The 15,802-nt window shown below is 54.1% G+C and carries 14 protein-coding genes; 9 read left to right on the forward strand and 5 right to left on the reverse strand.

Translation table 11 applies throughout. The features are described from left to right. Positions 1-26: 26 nt before the first annotated feature. Positions 27-638: a transcriptional repressor LexA gene (lexA, locus tag PLU01S_RS14825; protein WP_010797701.1), complete on the reverse strand. Its 612-nt coding sequence runs from the start codon at positions 636-638 to the stop codon at positions 27-29. 170 nt (positions 639-808) lie between these two features. On the opposite strand from lexA, the gene PLU01S_RS14830 reads away from it, so the two are divergent. The 3 genes from PLU01S_RS14830 to PLU01S_RS14840 all read left to right on the forward strand — a co-directional run bounded on the left by PLU01S_RS14830 (position 809) and on the right by PLU01S_RS14840 (position 3,367). After that, the gene (locus tag PLU01S_RS14830; protein WP_074827489.1) at positions 809-1,516 is read left to right on the forward strand and encodes a TetR/AcrR family transcriptional regulator; all 708 of its coding nucleotides are present in this window, start codon (positions 809-811) and stop codon (positions 1,514-1,516) included. 105 nt (positions 1,517-1,621) lie between these two features. Beyond that, positions 1,622-2,620: a beta-N-acetylhexosaminidase gene (gene nagZ, locus PLU01S_RS14835; protein ID WP_074827488.1), complete on the forward strand. Its 999-nt coding sequence runs from the start codon at positions 1,622-1,624 to the stop codon at positions 2,618-2,620. A 9-nt stretch (positions 2,621-2,629) separates the two neighbouring features. Continuing rightward, positions 2,630-3,367 (forward strand): S-methyl-5'-thioinosine phosphorylase, encoded by a 738-nt coding sequence (locus tag PLU01S_RS14840; protein ID WP_010797704.1) that lies wholly within the window; start codon positions 2,630-2,632, stop codon positions 3,365-3,367. A gap of 46 nt (positions 3,368-3,413) precedes the next feature. Here the strand turns inward: PLU01S_RS14840 and mfd are convergent, their stop codons facing one another. Then, positions 3,414-6,863, reverse strand: coding sequence for a transcription-repair coupling factor (gene mfd / locus PLU01S_RS14845; protein WP_074827487.1), 3,450 nt, complete (start codon positions 6,861-6,863; stop codon positions 3,414-3,416). Between the two features lie 139 nt (positions 6,864-7,002). Here mfd and PLU01S_RS14850 point away from each other — a divergent pair, with 139 nt between their 5' ends. Together PLU01S_RS14850 and sthA are read left to right on the forward strand one after the other, a co-directional pair. After that, positions 7,003-8,463, forward strand: coding sequence for a glyceraldehyde-3-phosphate dehydrogenase (locus tag PLU01S_RS14850; protein ID WP_174588319.1), 1,461 nt, complete (start codon positions 7,003-7,005; stop codon positions 8,461-8,463). Positions 8,464-8,669: 206 nt separating this feature from the next. Continuing rightward, positions 8,670-10,064, forward strand: coding sequence for a Si-specific NAD(P)(+) transhydrogenase (sthA, locus tag PLU01S_RS14855; protein ID WP_010797707.1), 1,395 nt, complete (start codon positions 8,670-8,672; stop codon positions 10,062-10,064). Here the strand turns inward: sthA and PLU01S_RS14860 are convergent. The 3 genes from PLU01S_RS14860 to PLU01S_RS14870 are packed head-to-tail and all read right to left on the reverse strand — an operon-like array spanning position 10,061 to position 11,669. Next, complete coding sequence (locus PLU01S_RS14860; protein ID WP_019365911.1) at positions 10,061-10,804, reverse strand: glycerophosphodiester phosphodiesterase; 744 nt, start codon at positions 10,802-10,804, stop codon at positions 10,061-10,063. The genes sthA and PLU01S_RS14860 overlap by 4 nt on opposite strands. After that, complete coding sequence (locus tag PLU01S_RS14865) at positions 10,801-11,094, reverse strand: phosphodiesterase (protein ID WP_074827486.1); 294 nt, start codon at positions 11,092-11,094, stop codon at positions 10,801-10,803. Before PLU01S_RS14865 ends, PLU01S_RS14860 begins: the two co-directional genes overlap by 4 nt. Then, a complete protein-coding gene (locus PLU01S_RS14870) occupies positions 11,094-11,669 on the reverse strand; it encodes a PilZ domain-containing protein (RefSeq protein ID WP_074827485.1) in 576 nt (191 codons plus the stop codon). The genes PLU01S_RS14865 and PLU01S_RS14870 overlap by 1 nt, the downstream gene beginning before the upstream one ends. Positions 11,670-11,910: 241 nt before the next feature. On the opposite strand from PLU01S_RS14870, the gene PLU01S_RS14875 reads away from it, so the two are divergent. The 4 genes from PLU01S_RS14875 to lolD (PLU01S_RS14890) are packed head-to-tail and all read left to right on the forward strand — an operon-like array spanning position 11,911 to position 15,798. Next, the gene (locus PLU01S_RS14875) at positions 11,911-13,167 is read left to right on the forward strand and encodes a lipoprotein-releasing ABC transporter permease subunit (RefSeq protein ID WP_074827484.1); all 1,257 of its coding nucleotides are present in this window, start codon (positions 11,911-11,913) and stop codon (positions 13,165-13,167) included. Then, complete coding sequence (gene lolD, locus PLU01S_RS14880; protein WP_019365915.1) at positions 13,160-13,843, forward strand: lipoprotein-releasing ABC transporter ATP-binding protein LolD; 684 nt, start codon at positions 13,160-13,162, stop codon at positions 13,841-13,843. Before PLU01S_RS14875 ends, lolD (PLU01S_RS14880) begins: the two co-directional genes overlap by 8 nt. 34 nt (positions 13,844-13,877) lie before the next feature. Further along, the gene (locus tag PLU01S_RS14885; RefSeq protein WP_074827482.1) at positions 13,878-15,122 is read left to right on the forward strand and encodes a lipoprotein-releasing ABC transporter permease subunit; all 1,245 of its coding nucleotides are present in this window, start codon (positions 13,878-13,880) and stop codon (positions 15,120-15,122) included. After that, positions 15,115-15,798 carry a lipoprotein-releasing ABC transporter ATP-binding protein LolD gene (gene lolD, locus PLU01S_RS14890; protein WP_010797714.1) on the forward strand — a complete coding sequence of 228 codons (684 nt, stop codon included), beginning with the start codon at positions 15,115-15,117 and terminating at the stop codon, positions 15,796-15,798. Before PLU01S_RS14885 ends, lolD (PLU01S_RS14890) begins: the two co-directional genes overlap by 8 nt. Positions 15,799-15,802 lie beyond the last annotated feature (4 nt).

Raw genomic sequence — 15,802 nt, forward strand, 5'->3', positions numbered from 1 at the left:
CACCTCCTTATAGATACGTTGACTCGTTAACGCCTGATGACACCTACGCTCAGGCCTTCGATTACTAGATCCTGCTTATTGAGGTCCACCTCAATAGGCTGGAAATCAGGGTTTTCAGCAATCAGCCAAACCTTGTTGCCCTCACGTTTGAACCGCTTGACCGTAACTTCTTCTCCGACACGAGCAACCACGACTTGCCCGTTGCGTGCCTCACGAGTGACGTGAACCGCCAGAAGGTCACCATCAAGAATACCAATGTTCTTCATGCTCATGCCTTCTACCTTGAGAAGGTAATCCGCACGTGGTTGGAAGAAGTCAGGGTTAATATTGCAATTTTCTTCCACGTGCTGCTGGGCCAGGATTGGCGCGCCTGCAGCGACACGACCGATGACAGGGAGTTCACTGTCAGAAGGTTTCTGTGTTTCCAGTCCAGGAATGCGGATTCCGCGAGAGGCACCAGGCGTCATTTCAATAGCGCCTTTACGTGCAAGCGCCTTGAGGTGCTCCTCTGCCGCATTCGGGGATTTGAAGCCAAGCTCCTGAGCGATTTCCGCACGGGTGGGCGGGAATCCGTTTTCTTCAAGGCAGCGCTTGATGAAGCTCAGGATTTCAGACTGTCTCGGAGTTAGTTTTAGCATGATAGGTGTCTGGCTTTATATACAGTTCCTGGGATTATATACAGTATTGGTTTGAGGGCAACCGACTTTTTATCAGCCAAATGCCATTACGGCACTTAGCTATCCCAGGCATTGACTCAGGAATGTTTTAAACATATGTTTAAAACATTTTATGATCAGGTAGTTAAGCGATGGCTCAATCTGAAACGGTCGAGCGGATATTGGATGCCGCTGAACAACTTTTTGCTGAGCGTGGCTTTGCTGAAACATCGCTCCGCCTGATAACCAGCAAGGCGAATGTAAACCTTGCAGCAGTGAATTATCACTTCGGCTCGAAGAAATCCCTTATCCAGGCGGTATTCTCTCGTTTTCTGGACCCTTATTGCGCGTGTTTGGAAAATGAGCTGGACCGACGGTACGGCAAGTCTGGGGCCAAGGCAGACCTTGAGGAGCTTCTTTATCTGCTGGTAGATCAGGCGTTAGCCATCAAACCGCGTCACGGTAATGATCTTTCCATTTTCATGCGGCTTTTAGGGCTGGCATTCAGTGAGAGCCAGGGGCATCTGAAGAAATACCTCGAAGAGGCATACGGACGCGTTTTTCGTCGCTACATGGAGCTGGTTGCCGTGGCCGCGCCTGACATTCCTCCGCTGGAGCTGTTCTGGCGCGCCCACTTCATGATAGGGGTGGCTGCATTCAGCATGTCAGGTATCAAGGCTTTGAAGGCCATGGCTGATAATGATTTTGGTGTACATACGTCAACGGAGCAGGTATTGCGTTTGATGGTGCCTTTCATGGCCAGTGGCATGCTGGCGGAGAGTGCAATGACGGATCAGGCTCTGGCATCTGCGCAATTCAAGCCCCGCAAGCCTGTCAGTCAGGATGCTCAGCGCTTCTGAGTGAGAATATGCCAGCGCTTTCAGCAAAGGCATTACTGACACATTGATTGAAACGAGTTGAAAGGGCACCATGCCTCACTTGTTTTCTGTGCCTCAGGAATGCCTATGCAAGGCTCATTAATGGTGGACATTGGCGGCACATGGCTGACCGCTGAAGACCGACATCTCCTGCGCCAGCCCGAAGTGGGTGGGCTCATTCTTTTTGCTCGCAATATCGAGCATCCTCGCCAAGTGCGTGAGCTATGTGAAGCCATACGCGCCGAGCGGCCGGAGTTGCTATTGGCTGTCGACCAGGAGGGCGGCCGCGTCCAGCGACTTCGACAGGGCTTTGTACGTCTGCCTGCCATGCGGCGATTTGCCGATCATCCAGAGGCCGATCGCCTTGCCGAGGCATGCGGGTGGATAATGGCAACCGAAGTGCTGGCCGTCGGGCTCGACTTCAGCTTTGCTCCGGTTCTGGATCTTGATCATGGCCGTAGCGCGGTAATCGGTCAGCGAGCCTTCGAGGGGGCGCCGGACAGGGCGACCGATCTGGCGGGCGCCTTCGTTCGCGGCATGCATGCTGCCGGCATGGCTGCAACCGGCAAGCATTTCCCGGGGCATGGATGGGCAGAAGCCGACTCGCATGTGGCCATTCCCCGTGACGAGCGTAGCCTGGAAGACATCAAGGCCGTTGATCTTGTACCTTTCAAGCGTCTGAGTGGGCAGCTGGAAGCGATCATGCCTGCTCATGTGATCTATCCCTGCGTAGATGAGCAGCCAGCCGGGTTTTCGCGGCGGTGGCTGCAGGACGTGCTTCGCGGCGAGTTGGGTTTCAAGGGTGTTATTTTTAGCGACGATCTATCCATGGCCGGTGCGCATGTTGCTGGTGACGCGGCAGGACGCATAGAGGCTGCCTTGAGTGCTGGCTGTGACATGGGGCTCGTTTGTAATGACCGTGCCGCGGCTGAGCTGGCGCTAACCGCGCTGCAGCGCTTGAAAACCAAGCCTTCGCAGCGGTTGAAACGCATGAGTGCAAAAGCATTTCCGTCCATTGAATACCGTCAGCATCCTCGCTGGCTTGCGGCTTTATCTACTCTGCGCCAAGCAGGTTTGATTGATTAAGGAGTTTATATGACCGTTTACGCCATTATCGGCGGGACTGGCCTGACGCAGCTGGAAGGTCTGACGCTGGATGAGTCCCTCAGAATAAACACGCCCTATGGCGCGCCTTCGGCGGACATTCTCAAGGGCCATTATGCAGGGCGCGAAGTATTGTTCCTGGCACGCCATGGTCATCCACATCGCATCCCGCCTCATCAGGTTAATTATCGGGCCAATATATGGGCGCTCAAGCATGCCGGTGCAGAAGCAATCCTGGCCGTTAATGCGGTAGGCGGTATCCATTCAGCAATGGGTAGCGGGCATCTATGTGTGCCTCACCAGATCGTCGACTATACATGGGGTCGTGAACACACCTTTTTTGAAGGGTCTCTGGAGGCGGTAACCCATATCGATTTCAGCTACCCCTATGATGAGGCGCTTCGCCAGCAATTGATCAGTGCGCTGCGTCAACACGGCTATGCCCACAGTGATCAGGGCGTCTATGCCTGTACACAAGGGCCGCGCCTGGAAACGGCAGGAGAGATCGTTCGCCTGGAGCGTGATGGATGTGACATCGTGGGGATGACAGCCATGCCAGAAGCCGCACTGGCTCGGGAGCAGGATTTGGCTTATGCCTGTCTGGCGTTGGTTGTTAATCCAGCTGCAGGTAAGGTAACTGGCGTTATCACCATGGCTGAAATAGAGCAGGCGCTGCATGAGGGTATAGGCAGGGTTAAAGCTGTACTGGCAACAGTACTGGCAGGTTAAGCCCGACTGGCCGGGCACCTCCTGAGTGCCCGGCCGGTTACCTGGACTAGACGTTTTCCGGGGTCAAGCGCTCGAAAAGTGCCTCAATGATATTGAAACGCTCTTCAGGACGCTCCATCGGTACCTGGAATTTAAAGATGGTTGCACCCTCAAGGCGATACTTGTTGGGCTGGCTTTGTATCATTTTGACCAGTACCAACGGATCAACCTTCGTATCATGAGTGAACTCGATACGACCGCCTTGCGGGCCGGCATCAACCTTCACAACACCTAGGGCTTCTGCCTTGATCTTCATAAGTGTCAGGCGGACCAGGTTTTTGACGGCATTGGGCAAAAGGCCAAAGCGGTCAATCATCTCGACCTGTAGCTCCTTGAGTGCATCTTCATCGGCTGCAGAGGCAATACGCTTGTACAGAATCAGACGAGTATGGACGTCTGGCAGATAGTCCTCTGGAATGAGCGCAGGTACCCGCAGATTGATGTCCGGTCCACCCCCAAGGGGCTGTTCCAGGTTCGGTTGTTCACCTTTGCGAATAGCCTTGACCGCCCGTTCCAGCATTTCCATGTACAGCGTAAAGCCTACAGCCTGGATCTGGCCGCTTTGACCTTCGCCCAGGAGTTCGCCGGCGCCCCGTATTTCAAGGTCATGGGTGGCCAGAATGAAGCCTGCGCCCAGGTCCTGCGCACCAGCAATCGCCTCAAGACGTTTTTCAGCATCAGGCGTCATGCTTTTTCGTGGCGGTGTTAGCAGGTAGGCATACGCCTGGTGGTGACTTCGTCCCACACGTCCACGCAGCTGATGCAGCTGCGCCAGGCCAAACTTATCTGCACGCTCGATAATGATGGTATTGGCGCTGGGAACGTCAATACCGGTCTCGATAATAGTTGACGCTACCAGCACGTTGAAGCGCTTGTGGTAGAAGTCGCTCATGACCTGTTCCAGTTCCCGTTCGCGCATCTGTCCATGACCAATGCCAATACGGGCCTCCGGCACCAGCTCCGCAAGGTCCCGGGCGCACTTTTCAATGGTCTTTACTTCGTTGTGAAGGTAGTAGACCTGTCCGCCGCGTAGCAGCTCGCGAAGAAGGGCTTCCTTGATAACCGCGTTCTGCTGCTCCATGACGAACGTCCGGACCGACAAACGTCGAGCCGGCGGAGTGGCGATGATGGAAAGATCGCGCATACCTGCAACAGCCATGTTGAGCGTGCGCGGAATCGGTGTGGCCGTAAGGGTCAGAATATCGACTTCGCTACGTAGCGCTTTGAATTGCTCCTTCTGACGCACGCCGAATCGGTGCTCCTCATCAATGATGACGAGTCCCAGATTCTTGAGCTTCACGTCGTCCTGCAGCAGTTTGTGTGTGCCGATAATAATGTCGATATTACCGTCAGCCAGTTCCTGTACGGCCTTATCAACATCCTTGGCAGACTTGAAGCGAGACATCACCTCGACGCGCACAGGCCAGTCGGCAAAGCGGTCGCGAAAGCTGTTGTAATGCTGCTGCGCCAATAGTGTTGTAGGAACCAGGACGGCCACCTGCTTGCCGCTGTGTACCGCTACAAACGCCGCCCGCATGGCGACTTCGGTCTTGCCAAAGCCTACATCCCCGCAGACCAGACGATCCATGGGCTTGCCTGACAGCATATCCTTGAGTACAGCATCGATAGTAACTTGCTGGTCAGGTGTTTCTTCAAACGGAAAGCCTGCTGCGAAGGTTTCGTAATCCGCCTTGGGGTCAGTAAACGCAAATCCTTCCCGAGCGGCTCGACGGGCATATACATCCAGCAGTTCGGCGGCAACATCGCGCACCTGCTCAGCTGCCTTGCGTTTGGCTTTCTGCCAGGTTTCAGAACCTAGTTTGTGTAGTGGAGCAAGCGCGTCGTCAGCGCCTGAATAACGGGCAATCAGGTGCAGGTTGGCAACCGGAACATAGAGCTTCGCTTCGTCTGCATATTCCAATAGTAGAAATTCTTGCGCTTGGCCCTCCAACTCAAGCGTTACCAGACCCATATAACGCCCAACGCCGTGATCAATATGCACGACCGGTGCGCCCTCGCGTAGCTCGGTCAGGTTCTTGACGACGTTGTCACCATGCTCGTTGCGCTTTTCCCGGCGACGACGCTGCATGATACGCTGACCAAACAACGGACTTTCGGCAATGAGGGCTACATCGGGTTTTTCGAGTAGCAAGCCTTCGTCGAGCGGCGCGACTGTAATCGACAGGCGCTCGTCAGTTTCCTGAAAATCTTCCCATCCCTCGACCGATGTAGGACGCAGGTTGATACGTGCCAGCAACTCAAGCAGCACCTCCCGACGACCGGCGGATTCTGCTGTAAACAGGATGCGTCCATCAAAATCAGCCAGGAAGTTCTGCAAGGCCGCCAATGGCTGATTAGCCTTGGCCTCAATGGCAAGATTGGGCAGAGGCCGCGCTGAAAAACGCTCACGACCCACGCCCGGCTCGATATCATCGCTACTGATAACAATGCGTGGCCATTGCTTGAGACGAGCGAAGCACTCTTCTACCGGGAGGAAAACTTCAGCCGGTGGTAATAGAGGACGCTCCGGGTCAACGCGACGGTCTTCGTAACGGGTCCGTACGTCCGTCCAGAACTGTTCAGATGCCTGCTCGATGCCTGGTAACGAAAAAACCTGTGCGCTCTGGGGCAGGTAATCAAACAGCGTCGACGTCTCATCAAAGAACAGCGGCAAGTAATACTCGATGCCCGCGGGCGTCAAGCCACTCGCCAGATCCTGGTAAAGAGGGCTGCGACGATAATCCACATCAAAACGCTCTCGAAAGCGCGCCCTGAATCCTGTGACGGCTTCTTTATGCAGCGGAAATTCTCGAGCAGGAAGCAGTCGGATCGAATCTACCTTGTCGATTGATCGCTGCGTCTCTGGATCAAATGTGCGTAATGTCTCAATTTCGTCATCGAATAAGTCGATTCGGTACGGGAGACTACTGCCCATCGGGAAGAGATCAATCAGTGCTCCACGGACTGTAAATTCGCCATGCTCGTAGACGGTATCGACATAGCGGTATCCGGCTGCCTCCAGGCGAGCCCGAGTAGCCTCTACATCCAGACGTTGTCCCACATCCAGCACAAGACTGCTGCCTAACAGGAAGCGTGTAGGTGCCATACGATGTAGGGCTGTTGCGATAGGCACTACCAAAATGCCGTGATCAAGCTCTGGTAGACGATAGAGCGCCGCTACACGTTGGGAAATAATGTCTTGATGCGGCGAGAAAATATCGTAAGGCAACGTTTCCCAATCAGGGAAATGCAGTACGGGAAGCCTCGGGGCAAAGAAGCGCAGTTCTTGCTCCAGGCGTTCGGCGCTCTGGCTGTCCGGCGTTAAAAGTAGGGTGAAGCGTTGGCTGGCAGCGCTTGCAGCCTCGGCAATAGCCAGACTTAGCGCGGCTCCGGGGAGATTTCCCCAATGCTGTCGTCCGGCGGTATCAGGAATTGATGGAATGCGCAAAACGGGCACGCTGATTAGGCTCCGTTGAAAAAAATCTGAGTTGGGATTGTAACGACGGTCTCGTCTCGCTGTCAGTGCATCGACGCGCGAAGATTGCCGGTTCAGGCAGGTGCGGTCATAATGTAGTTCCTTTTGTTAGCCCCTACATATGGAAGGTATCACCGTGAGTCAGAACTCCGACCAGTGTCTTGGTGAATGGATCGATCGTGAGGCGATTGCGGAGGCAATGATTCCGCTGATCGGTCAGCTCTACCGTAATAATAATGTTGTGACCTCTATATATGGGCGTGGTTTGGTTAATCGTTCAGTGATCGCCATTCTCAAGGCGCATCGCTTTGCACGTCAGGTCGATGATGTCGCATTGTCTGTACACGATACCTATCCGCTGCTTAAGGCTATTAGTGAACTTGAGCTAGGTGCCGCTTCCATTGATTTGGCGCGTCTGAGCTTGAAATTCAAGCAGGCGGGGGCAGGGCGTGATCTAAAAGAGTTCCTACGCGAAGAACTGGCTGCCGTTGTAGGTAAGCAGGGCACCGAAAAGCGCCAGGGAACCGATGTGGTTCTGTATGGCTTTGGCCGTATCGGACGTTTGCTTGCACGTATCCTTATCGAGCACTCTGGAAGCGGCGATGGCCTGCGTCTACGTGCCATTGTGGTGCGTAAAGGCGCTGAAAACGATCTGGTCAAGCGCGCCAGCCTGTTGCGTCGCGACTCGGTACATGGCTCCTTCGAAGGCACCATCACCGTTGACGAGACCAACAACACAATTTGTGCAAATGGCACCCTGATTCAGGTGATTTATTCCAACGATCCGACCACAGTCGACTACACCCAGTACGGTATCAATAATGCGATTATTGTTGATAACACCGGTAAATGGCGTGATGCAGAAGGCCTGTCGCAACATCTGAAGTGCCCGGGCGCTGCACGTGTCGTGCTGACTGCGCCTGGCAAGGGTTCGCTCAAGAACATCGTTCACGGTATCAACCACAACACTATCAGCCCGGAAGACAGCATTGTTACGGCGGCTTCCTGCACCACCAATGCTATCGTGCCCGTGCTGAAGGCCGTCAATGACAAGTACGGCATCATCAGCGGTCATGTAGAAACGGTTCACTCCTTCACCAATGATCAAAACCTGATCGACAACTTCCACAAAGGTGATCGTCGCGGTCGTAGTGCACCGTTGAACATGGTGATTACCGAGACGGGCGCCGCCAAAGCGGTCGCCAAGGCGCTGCCTGAATTGGCTGGCAAGCTGACAGGTAATGCCATTCGCGTTCCAACGCCCAACGTGTCGATGGCTATCCTGAACCTGAACCTTGAAAAAGGTACCAATAAGGAAGAGATCAACGATTATCTGCGTTATATGGCGCTGCACTCTGATCTTCACAAGCAGATCGATTTCGTCAACTCGCCTGAAGTGGTATCCAGCGACTTCGTTGGCTCTCGTCATGCTGGCATAGTAGACGCAGGTGCTACCATTTGCAGCGATAACCGTGTCGTTCTCTATGTGTGGTACGACAACGAGTTCGGCTATAGCTGCCAGGTTGTTCGTGTGCTTGAGGAAATGGCTGGTGTAAACCCACCGGCTTATCCAGCGGTTTAAGCATTGTTCATATGAAGACGGGAGCTTAGGCTCCCGTTTTTATTTATCGCTTTAAATTGAAAAGATTTTCTAGTGTGACGAAAGGTCGCAACGAGAGGATAGGTGTAACCTATATAGAGATCATCGCTTAAATCGGGTTGCCGTAGAGCCGGTGATGATGTGCTCGACGCTCATGAGCGATCGGTTCGTTTTTTCGAGGAGTAATCATGGCTGTCTATAACTATGACGTAGTGGTGCTGGGATCGGGCCCGGCAGGCGAGGGGGCTGCAATCAATGCAGCCAAGCACGGACGCAAGGTGGCGGTCGTGGACAGTCGCCAGGTCATCGGTGGAAATTGCATTCACCTTGGCACCATTCCGTCAAAGGCTCTGCGTAACTCAGTCAAGCAGATCATCCATTTCAACAATAATCCGATGTTCCGCACGATTGGCGAGCCTCGCTGGTTTTCCTTTCCTGACGTGCTCAAGAGTGCTGAGCGCGTCATTGGAAAGCAGGTTAATTCACACACATCCTATTTTGCTCGTAACCGGGTCGATGTGTACTTCGGAACCGCAAGCTTTATCGACGAGCACACGATCAACGTCATAAATCCCAATGGCGGTACCGAACAACTGGTTGGCAAGCAGGTGGTTATTGCAACGGGCTCGCGTCCTTACCGCCCAGCTGATGTTGATTTCTCCCACCCGCGTGTTTATGACAGCGATACCATCCTGACCTTGAGCCATACACCACGGCGCCTGATCATTTATGGAGCAGGTGTCATTGGGTGTGAATACGCCTCCATCTTCAGTGGCCTGGGTGTGCTCGTCGATCTGATCGATACGCGCGATCAGCTGCTGAGCTTCCTGGATGATGAAATCTCCGATGCGCTTAGCTACCACTTGCGCACCAATAATGTGCTCATTCGTCACAATGAAGAGTATGAGCGTATTGAAGGCCTGGAGCATGGGGTCGTTCTTCACCTTAAGTCAGGCAAGAAGCTGCGAGCTGACGCGCTTCTGTGGTGTAACGGGCGCACCGGCAATACCGACCAGCTGGCGTTGGAGAATGTTGGTATCGAGGTGAACAGCCGCGGCCAAATTAACGTGGATGAGAATTACCGCACCAGTTGCCCCAATATCCTGGCGGCTGGAGATGTCATTGGTTGGCCTAGCCTCGCCAGTGCAGCGTTTGACCAAGGTCGTTCAGCTGCCGGTAATATTCTGGATGATGATTCAGCGCGCTATGTCGATGATATTCCTACTGGAATTTATACCATTCCCGAAATCAGTTCTTTGGGTAAAAACGAGCGCGATTTGACGCAGGCCAGAGTACCCTACGAAGTTGGCAAAGCGTTCTTCAAAAGCATGGCGCGAGCGCAGATTTCAGGCGAGCCGGTAGGCATGCTCAAAATCTTGTTCCATCGCGAGACTCTGGAAGTCCTTGGTGTTCACTGCTTTGGCGATCAGGCGTCCGAGATTCTTCACATCGGACAAGCCATCATGAACCAGAAAGGTCCTGGCAACAACATCAAGTACTTCATCAATACGACGTTTAATTATCCCACCATGGCTGAGGCGTACCGCGTAGCTGCCTTTGATGGGTTGAACCGGCTTTTCTAAGCCGGCTTAGCCTGTGGTTTGTGATCATCCAGCACGGTTCTAGCCAGTGCTGGATAATCCGTAATTAAACTGTCTGCACCGAAGTCGATTAGGCGTCGCATCAAGGAAGGCTCATTTACCGTCCATACCGATACATGCAGGCCTTGGCGCTGGGCCTTCAAGAGTCGCTCAGGGGTGCACAGCGTCCAATTGAGCGCAAGTAAATGGCAGCCGTAGTTAGCAGCCACTTTCAGCGGATCCAGCCAGGCGTATTCTGCCACCAGCCCACGTTGAAGCCAGGGAGTGTCACGGTTAAGCGCCCTTAATACTTCCCGTGAGCTGGACGTTACCGTAATGCGATCGCTGAGATTGAAGCGTTTCGCCAGCTCATCAATGGCTTTGATGGTGCGTGCAGCCCGGACGCGTGAAGCGCTTTTGACTTCAAGCTGCCAATGCTCGAAATCCACTTGCTCGAAAAGATCCTCAAGGCGTGGAATAGGGCAGGGTCGAGGCCATGAGGGACCTGCCAAGCGTGCGTCATAGGTAACCAGCGTATCGGCAGGTAACTCGGCAACCTTACCTCGACGTCCCGTAGTACGCTTGAGGGTAGGGTCGTGAATGACCATCAATTCTCCATCACTGGACAGGTGGAGGTCCAGCTCGCAGCGAGTTACGCCCACCTGCAGGCACTGTTCAAAACTGGCTAGCGTGTTTTCCGGGGCCTCGCCTTTGGCTCCTCGATGGCCGTAGATGACTGTCATGGCGTTTCCCTGCGATTAAGTGGCTGATGGTCACGAACCGCATCAATGACACGGTCATTCTCAAAATAGACGCTGAAGTCGCGATAGTCCCAGCGAGTAATGGGCGGCTTACCTACGGCTGGATGTTCTTCATCCGGCAAACCAAATCGATTCAGCACCTCGGTGCGAAATTGCCCAGGTTGGGGCAGGGCCGTGTGGGTGTCACCTTGACGACTAATAGGGATCGAAAGCGTATCGGCGAAAGCAGCTGTTGGGCCGAGCAACAATAAAAAACTCAGCCAGTAGTTCACTATTGCTCACCCTTGGGCTGTGCTCTGAGCGTACGGCGCTCATGGGCCTGCTTCTTGAAGATATGCCGAGCAAGCAGCTGGCGTTGTGCATCGCTGATGTCTACGAAGCTGGTGCCTATCTCATAACTGCCTGGCGTAGCCGGCTGGCAGTGAATCACTTCAGCTTTCAATTCCAGGCCCAGTGCCTGAGGCATCAGTATCATGCGCAGGCTTAGCTGGCTACCCAGTGAAAACGCCTCCGAATGCTGAAAGCTGATGCCACCCTCGGACAGTACGACAGGTCTGGGTTCTCCGACTTCATGAATCAAATTCCAGGTCAGTGCCTGACCCAGTAAATCGATTCGCTTGTTGAGCAGCTTTATACAGGCGGCAATTGGGCGGTCGCGCTCATTGACGCTACGCAGAAGGTGCTGTGATTCGAACTCCAGAAGATGCATTTCACTTAACAGATCGAACAAAGGTGACGCATTAGGCGTGGCGGATTGTTCTGTCCCGGCAAGTGGGGTGATTTCCAGTGCGATCGAGTCTGTGATGCGATAGTATTCGCGGCGTTCATCCGCGTCTGGTGCGGTCATGGTAAACCCACGGCGATGATCGAAGCGTTGAGTGTAATGCCTGCTGATGGGGGCTTGCCAGTCTGTAAGCTGGCGCTTCGTCAGGGCTGTGAAGCAACAGGGATTCGCTCCGCCTGAAGTGGCGAACGCTACATATATGAGTGTAGTCGAGCTTGGGACTATAACGGCCAGTTCTGTATTGTTTGCCGTTTCCCTTGTCCATAAGGACTCGCTTGCGTCCCATTCCTGCTTAAGCCTGGATATGTTTAGACCACTACCTATCTACATCGGCATGCGTTATGTGCGTGCCAAGCGAAGAAATCACTTCGTTTCATTTATTTCCCTGACCTCCATGGTTGGGCTGGCGCTGGGTGTGCTGGTCATGATCGTAGTGCTTTCGGTCATGAATGGATTCGACCGTGAAATGCGCGACCGCGTCTTGGGGATGACTCCCCATGCCACTGTAGAGTCCTACCAGCCGATTAATGATTGGCGGACTATTGCCGATCAGGCCAGAAAAAATCCTCAAGTGGCCGCGGTTGCGCCGTTTACCCAGCTGCAAGGCATGCTGACCCAGGACAAGGCCGTTCAGACCGTACTTCTCAACGCCATTGATCCGGATGAGGAGCCGAAGGTTTCGATCATCAGTGACTTCATGCGTGAAGGTAAGCTGACGGATCTCAAACCTGGCGGTTTCGGCGTTATTATCGGAACGCTGGCTGCGCAGAAACTGGGCGTTAAAGTGGGTGATAAGGTTACCTATATCGCCCCGGAAGTAGCCGTGACGCCTGCCGGTATGTTTCCCCGGATGAAGCGGCTTACCGTCGTAGGTATTTTTAGCGTCGGGGCCGGAGAGCTGGATGGTTCGGTGGGTCTGATCCATGTTGAGGATGCGGCGCGCCTGCAGCGGTGGCAGCCCAGTCAGGTCCAGGGCATCCGCCTGAAACTGCACGATTTGTTCAAGGCACCCCAGGTTTCGTGGGATATTGTCCGGTCGCTGGCAAATGACAACGAAGACTTCTATGCGCGTGATTGGACTCGCACCCATGGCAACCTGTATCAAGCCATCGGGATGGAGAAGACCATGATTGGCCTTCTCCTTCTTCTGATCGTGGCGGTAGCTGCCTTCAATATCATCTCGACACTGGTCATGGTGGTAACTGACAAGACGTCCGACATTGCCATTTTACGGACGTTGGGTGCCACGCCTCGCCAGATCATGTTTGTTTTCATGGTTCAGGGTACTTTCATCGGCGTAATTGGAACCCTGCTTGGCTGCGCCTTGGGAGTTGTCGCTGCGCTTAATGTCAGCGGCTTCATTGCTTGGCTGGAACGTACGACAGGACATCAGTTCCTGAACGCTCAGGTGTATTTCATCAATTATTTGCCGTCCCAGTTGCAGCTCAATGATGTCTTGTGGGTGTGTGGTGCCTCGCTGCTGCTGAGTTTCCTTGCCACCCTGTACCCTTCCTGGAGTGCTGCTCGCACCCAGCCTGCCGAGGCGTTGCGTTATGAGTGATAAAGCCGTACTGCGTTGCCAGAACCTGGGCAAACGCTACGAAGAGGGACCGCAAACGGTCGACGTCCTGACCGGCGTAGAGTTGGAGCTGCTTCCAGGAGAGCGTGTTTCGATCGTAGGCAGTTCCGGTTCAGGAAAAACGACGTTGCTGAACCTGTTGGGCGGACTGGACACCCCAAGTCAGGGCAGTGTATGGCTGGATGGGGAGGAGCTTTCGGCGCTCAATGAGAAGGCACGCGGCCTGTTGCGTAACCGTGCCATGGGCTTCGTTTATCAATTTCATCACTTGCTCCCTGAGTTCAGCGCACTGGAAAATGTCTGCATGCCATTGCTTATCGGTCGAACGTCGATAGCTGAAGCCCGCAGGAAAGCTTCTGCATTGCTGGAGCGGGTGGGGCTGGGACATCGACTAAGCCATAAGCCGGCTGAGTTATCCGGAGGCGAGCGCCAGCGGGTAGCCATCGCACGTGCATTGGTCAATGAGCCCAAGCTGGTTTTGCTGGATGAGCCTACAGGCAATCTGGATCAGCACACGGCCCATGGAATTCAGCAAATGATGCTTGAGCTTTCAACGTCCTTGCGGACGTCCTTTCTTGTAGTAACCCACGACCAGTCGCTGGCCGCTCAGATGGATCGTACGCTGCGCCTGGAAGATGGCCGCCTGGTTCCGGCCTGACGGCCATTCTTCTCCTGAAACAGTGTAAGGCGAAATGTTCAGACCTTTATCTCTTTTCATTGGATTGCGATATACACGGGCAAAGCGCCGTAAATCGTTTATCTCATTCTTCTCGCTGGTCTCCATGATCGGGCTGACGCTGGGCGTATTGGCCATGATTCTGGTGCTATCAGTCATGAACGGCTTTCAGCGGGAGATGCGTACCCGAATCCTGGGAATGGTGCCTCACGCAACCATTAATGCAGAGCAGCCATTCTCGGACTGGAAAAGCGTAGCGGACAAGGCGGTGCAGCAGCCTCATGTATTGGCTGCGGTTCCCTATACCCAGCTGCAGGGCATGCTATCCCAGCGCGGACGCATGCAGCCGCTGTTGGTGGATGGTGTTGATCCTGAGCTGGAGCCCAAGGTCTCGATCATCGGTGATCGCATGGTTCAAGGGCAACTGGATAACCTGAGGGCGGGTGAGTTTGGCATCGTTATTGGCGAGATCACAGCTCATCGCTTCCAGCTGGGTATGGGTGACAAGGTCACCGTTATCGTCCCTGAGGTAACCTCTGCGGCAGGCAACATCACGCCACGGATGCGTCGCTTTACTGTGGTAGGTATCTTCAAGGTCGGTGCAGAGCTTGACGGTTCCCTAGGGCTTATCAATGTAGCGGACGCCGCTCCATTGAAAGGATGGGAGCCCGGGCTCGTTCAGAGCGTTCGTCTGGCATTCGATGATCTGTTCAAGGCGCCACAGTATTCCCGTCAAGTAGCTAATGCCATGGGGCCGGGTTATCAGGCGCAGGACTGGACCAGTACTCAGGGAAGTCTGTTCCAGGCAATGAACATGGAAAAGACCATGATTGGTCTGCTGCTTCTACTGATCGTAGCGGTAGCGGCCTTTAACATCATCGCCACGCTGATCATGGTTGTTGCCGACAAGAAGGCAGATATTGCGATCTTGCGTACATTGGGTGCTACGCCTCGCCAGATCATGTTTGTTTTCATGGTGCAAGGGACCATAATTGGAGTTATCGGCACGCTTGTTGGCGGTGTCCTGGGTGTTATTGCTGCGCTTAATGTAAGCCAGTGGATTTCAGCCCTTGAACGTATTGTCGGGCATAAGATATTTGGCTCTGACATGTACTTCATCAGCAACCTCCCGTCTGAGCTCCAGCTAGAAGATGTAGCGCTAATCTGTTGCGCCGCGTTGTGCATGAGTTTTTTGGCTACGCTTTACCCTGCCTGGCGTGCATCGCGCACAGAGCCTGCCGAGGCATTGCGATATGATTAACGAGGCCGTGCTGCGTTGCGTTGATCTGGGCAAACGCTATGTCGAAGGTCCTGAGACCGTCGAGGTTCTTTCAGGGGTCAATCTGGACCTTCAGCCAGGTGAGCGCATTTCCATTGTAGGCAGCTCTGGTTCAGGCAAAACCACATTACTGAACCTATTAGGTGGCCTGGATACACCGTCTCAGGGCGGTGTTTGGTTGGCAGGCGAAGAGCTTTCCCGACTGGGTGAGAAAGCGCGCGGTCTATTGCGCAATCGTGCCATGGGCTTCGTCTATCAGTTTCATCACTTGCTCCCGGAATTCAGTGCATTGGAAAACGTCTGCATGCCGCTGCTTATTGGCGCTACGCCGATCTCGGAGGCGCGGGAGCGTGCCGCTCAACTGCTTAAGCGGGTGGGGCTGGGGCATCGGTTGAGTCACAAGCCTGCTGAATTATCGGGTGGTGAAAGGCAGCGGGTCGCGATAGCCAGGGCCCTTATCAATCAGCCCAAGGTTGTTTTGCTGGACGAGCCTACAGGCAATCTGGATCAGCATACTGCACACAGTATCCAAGAGTTGATGCTTGAGTTGAGTGACTCGCTGAGCACAGCCTTCCTCATAGTGACGCATGATTTGGCGCTCGCAGCGCAGATGGATCGGTGTTTGAAATTAGCTGACGGACAATTGGCTGACGTATAAGGTT

This window comes from Pseudomonas luteola NBRC 103146, from assembly GCF_002091675.1.
Classification (GTDB): Bacteria; Pseudomonadota; Gammaproteobacteria; order Pseudomonadales; family Pseudomonadaceae; genus Chryseomonas; species Chryseomonas luteola.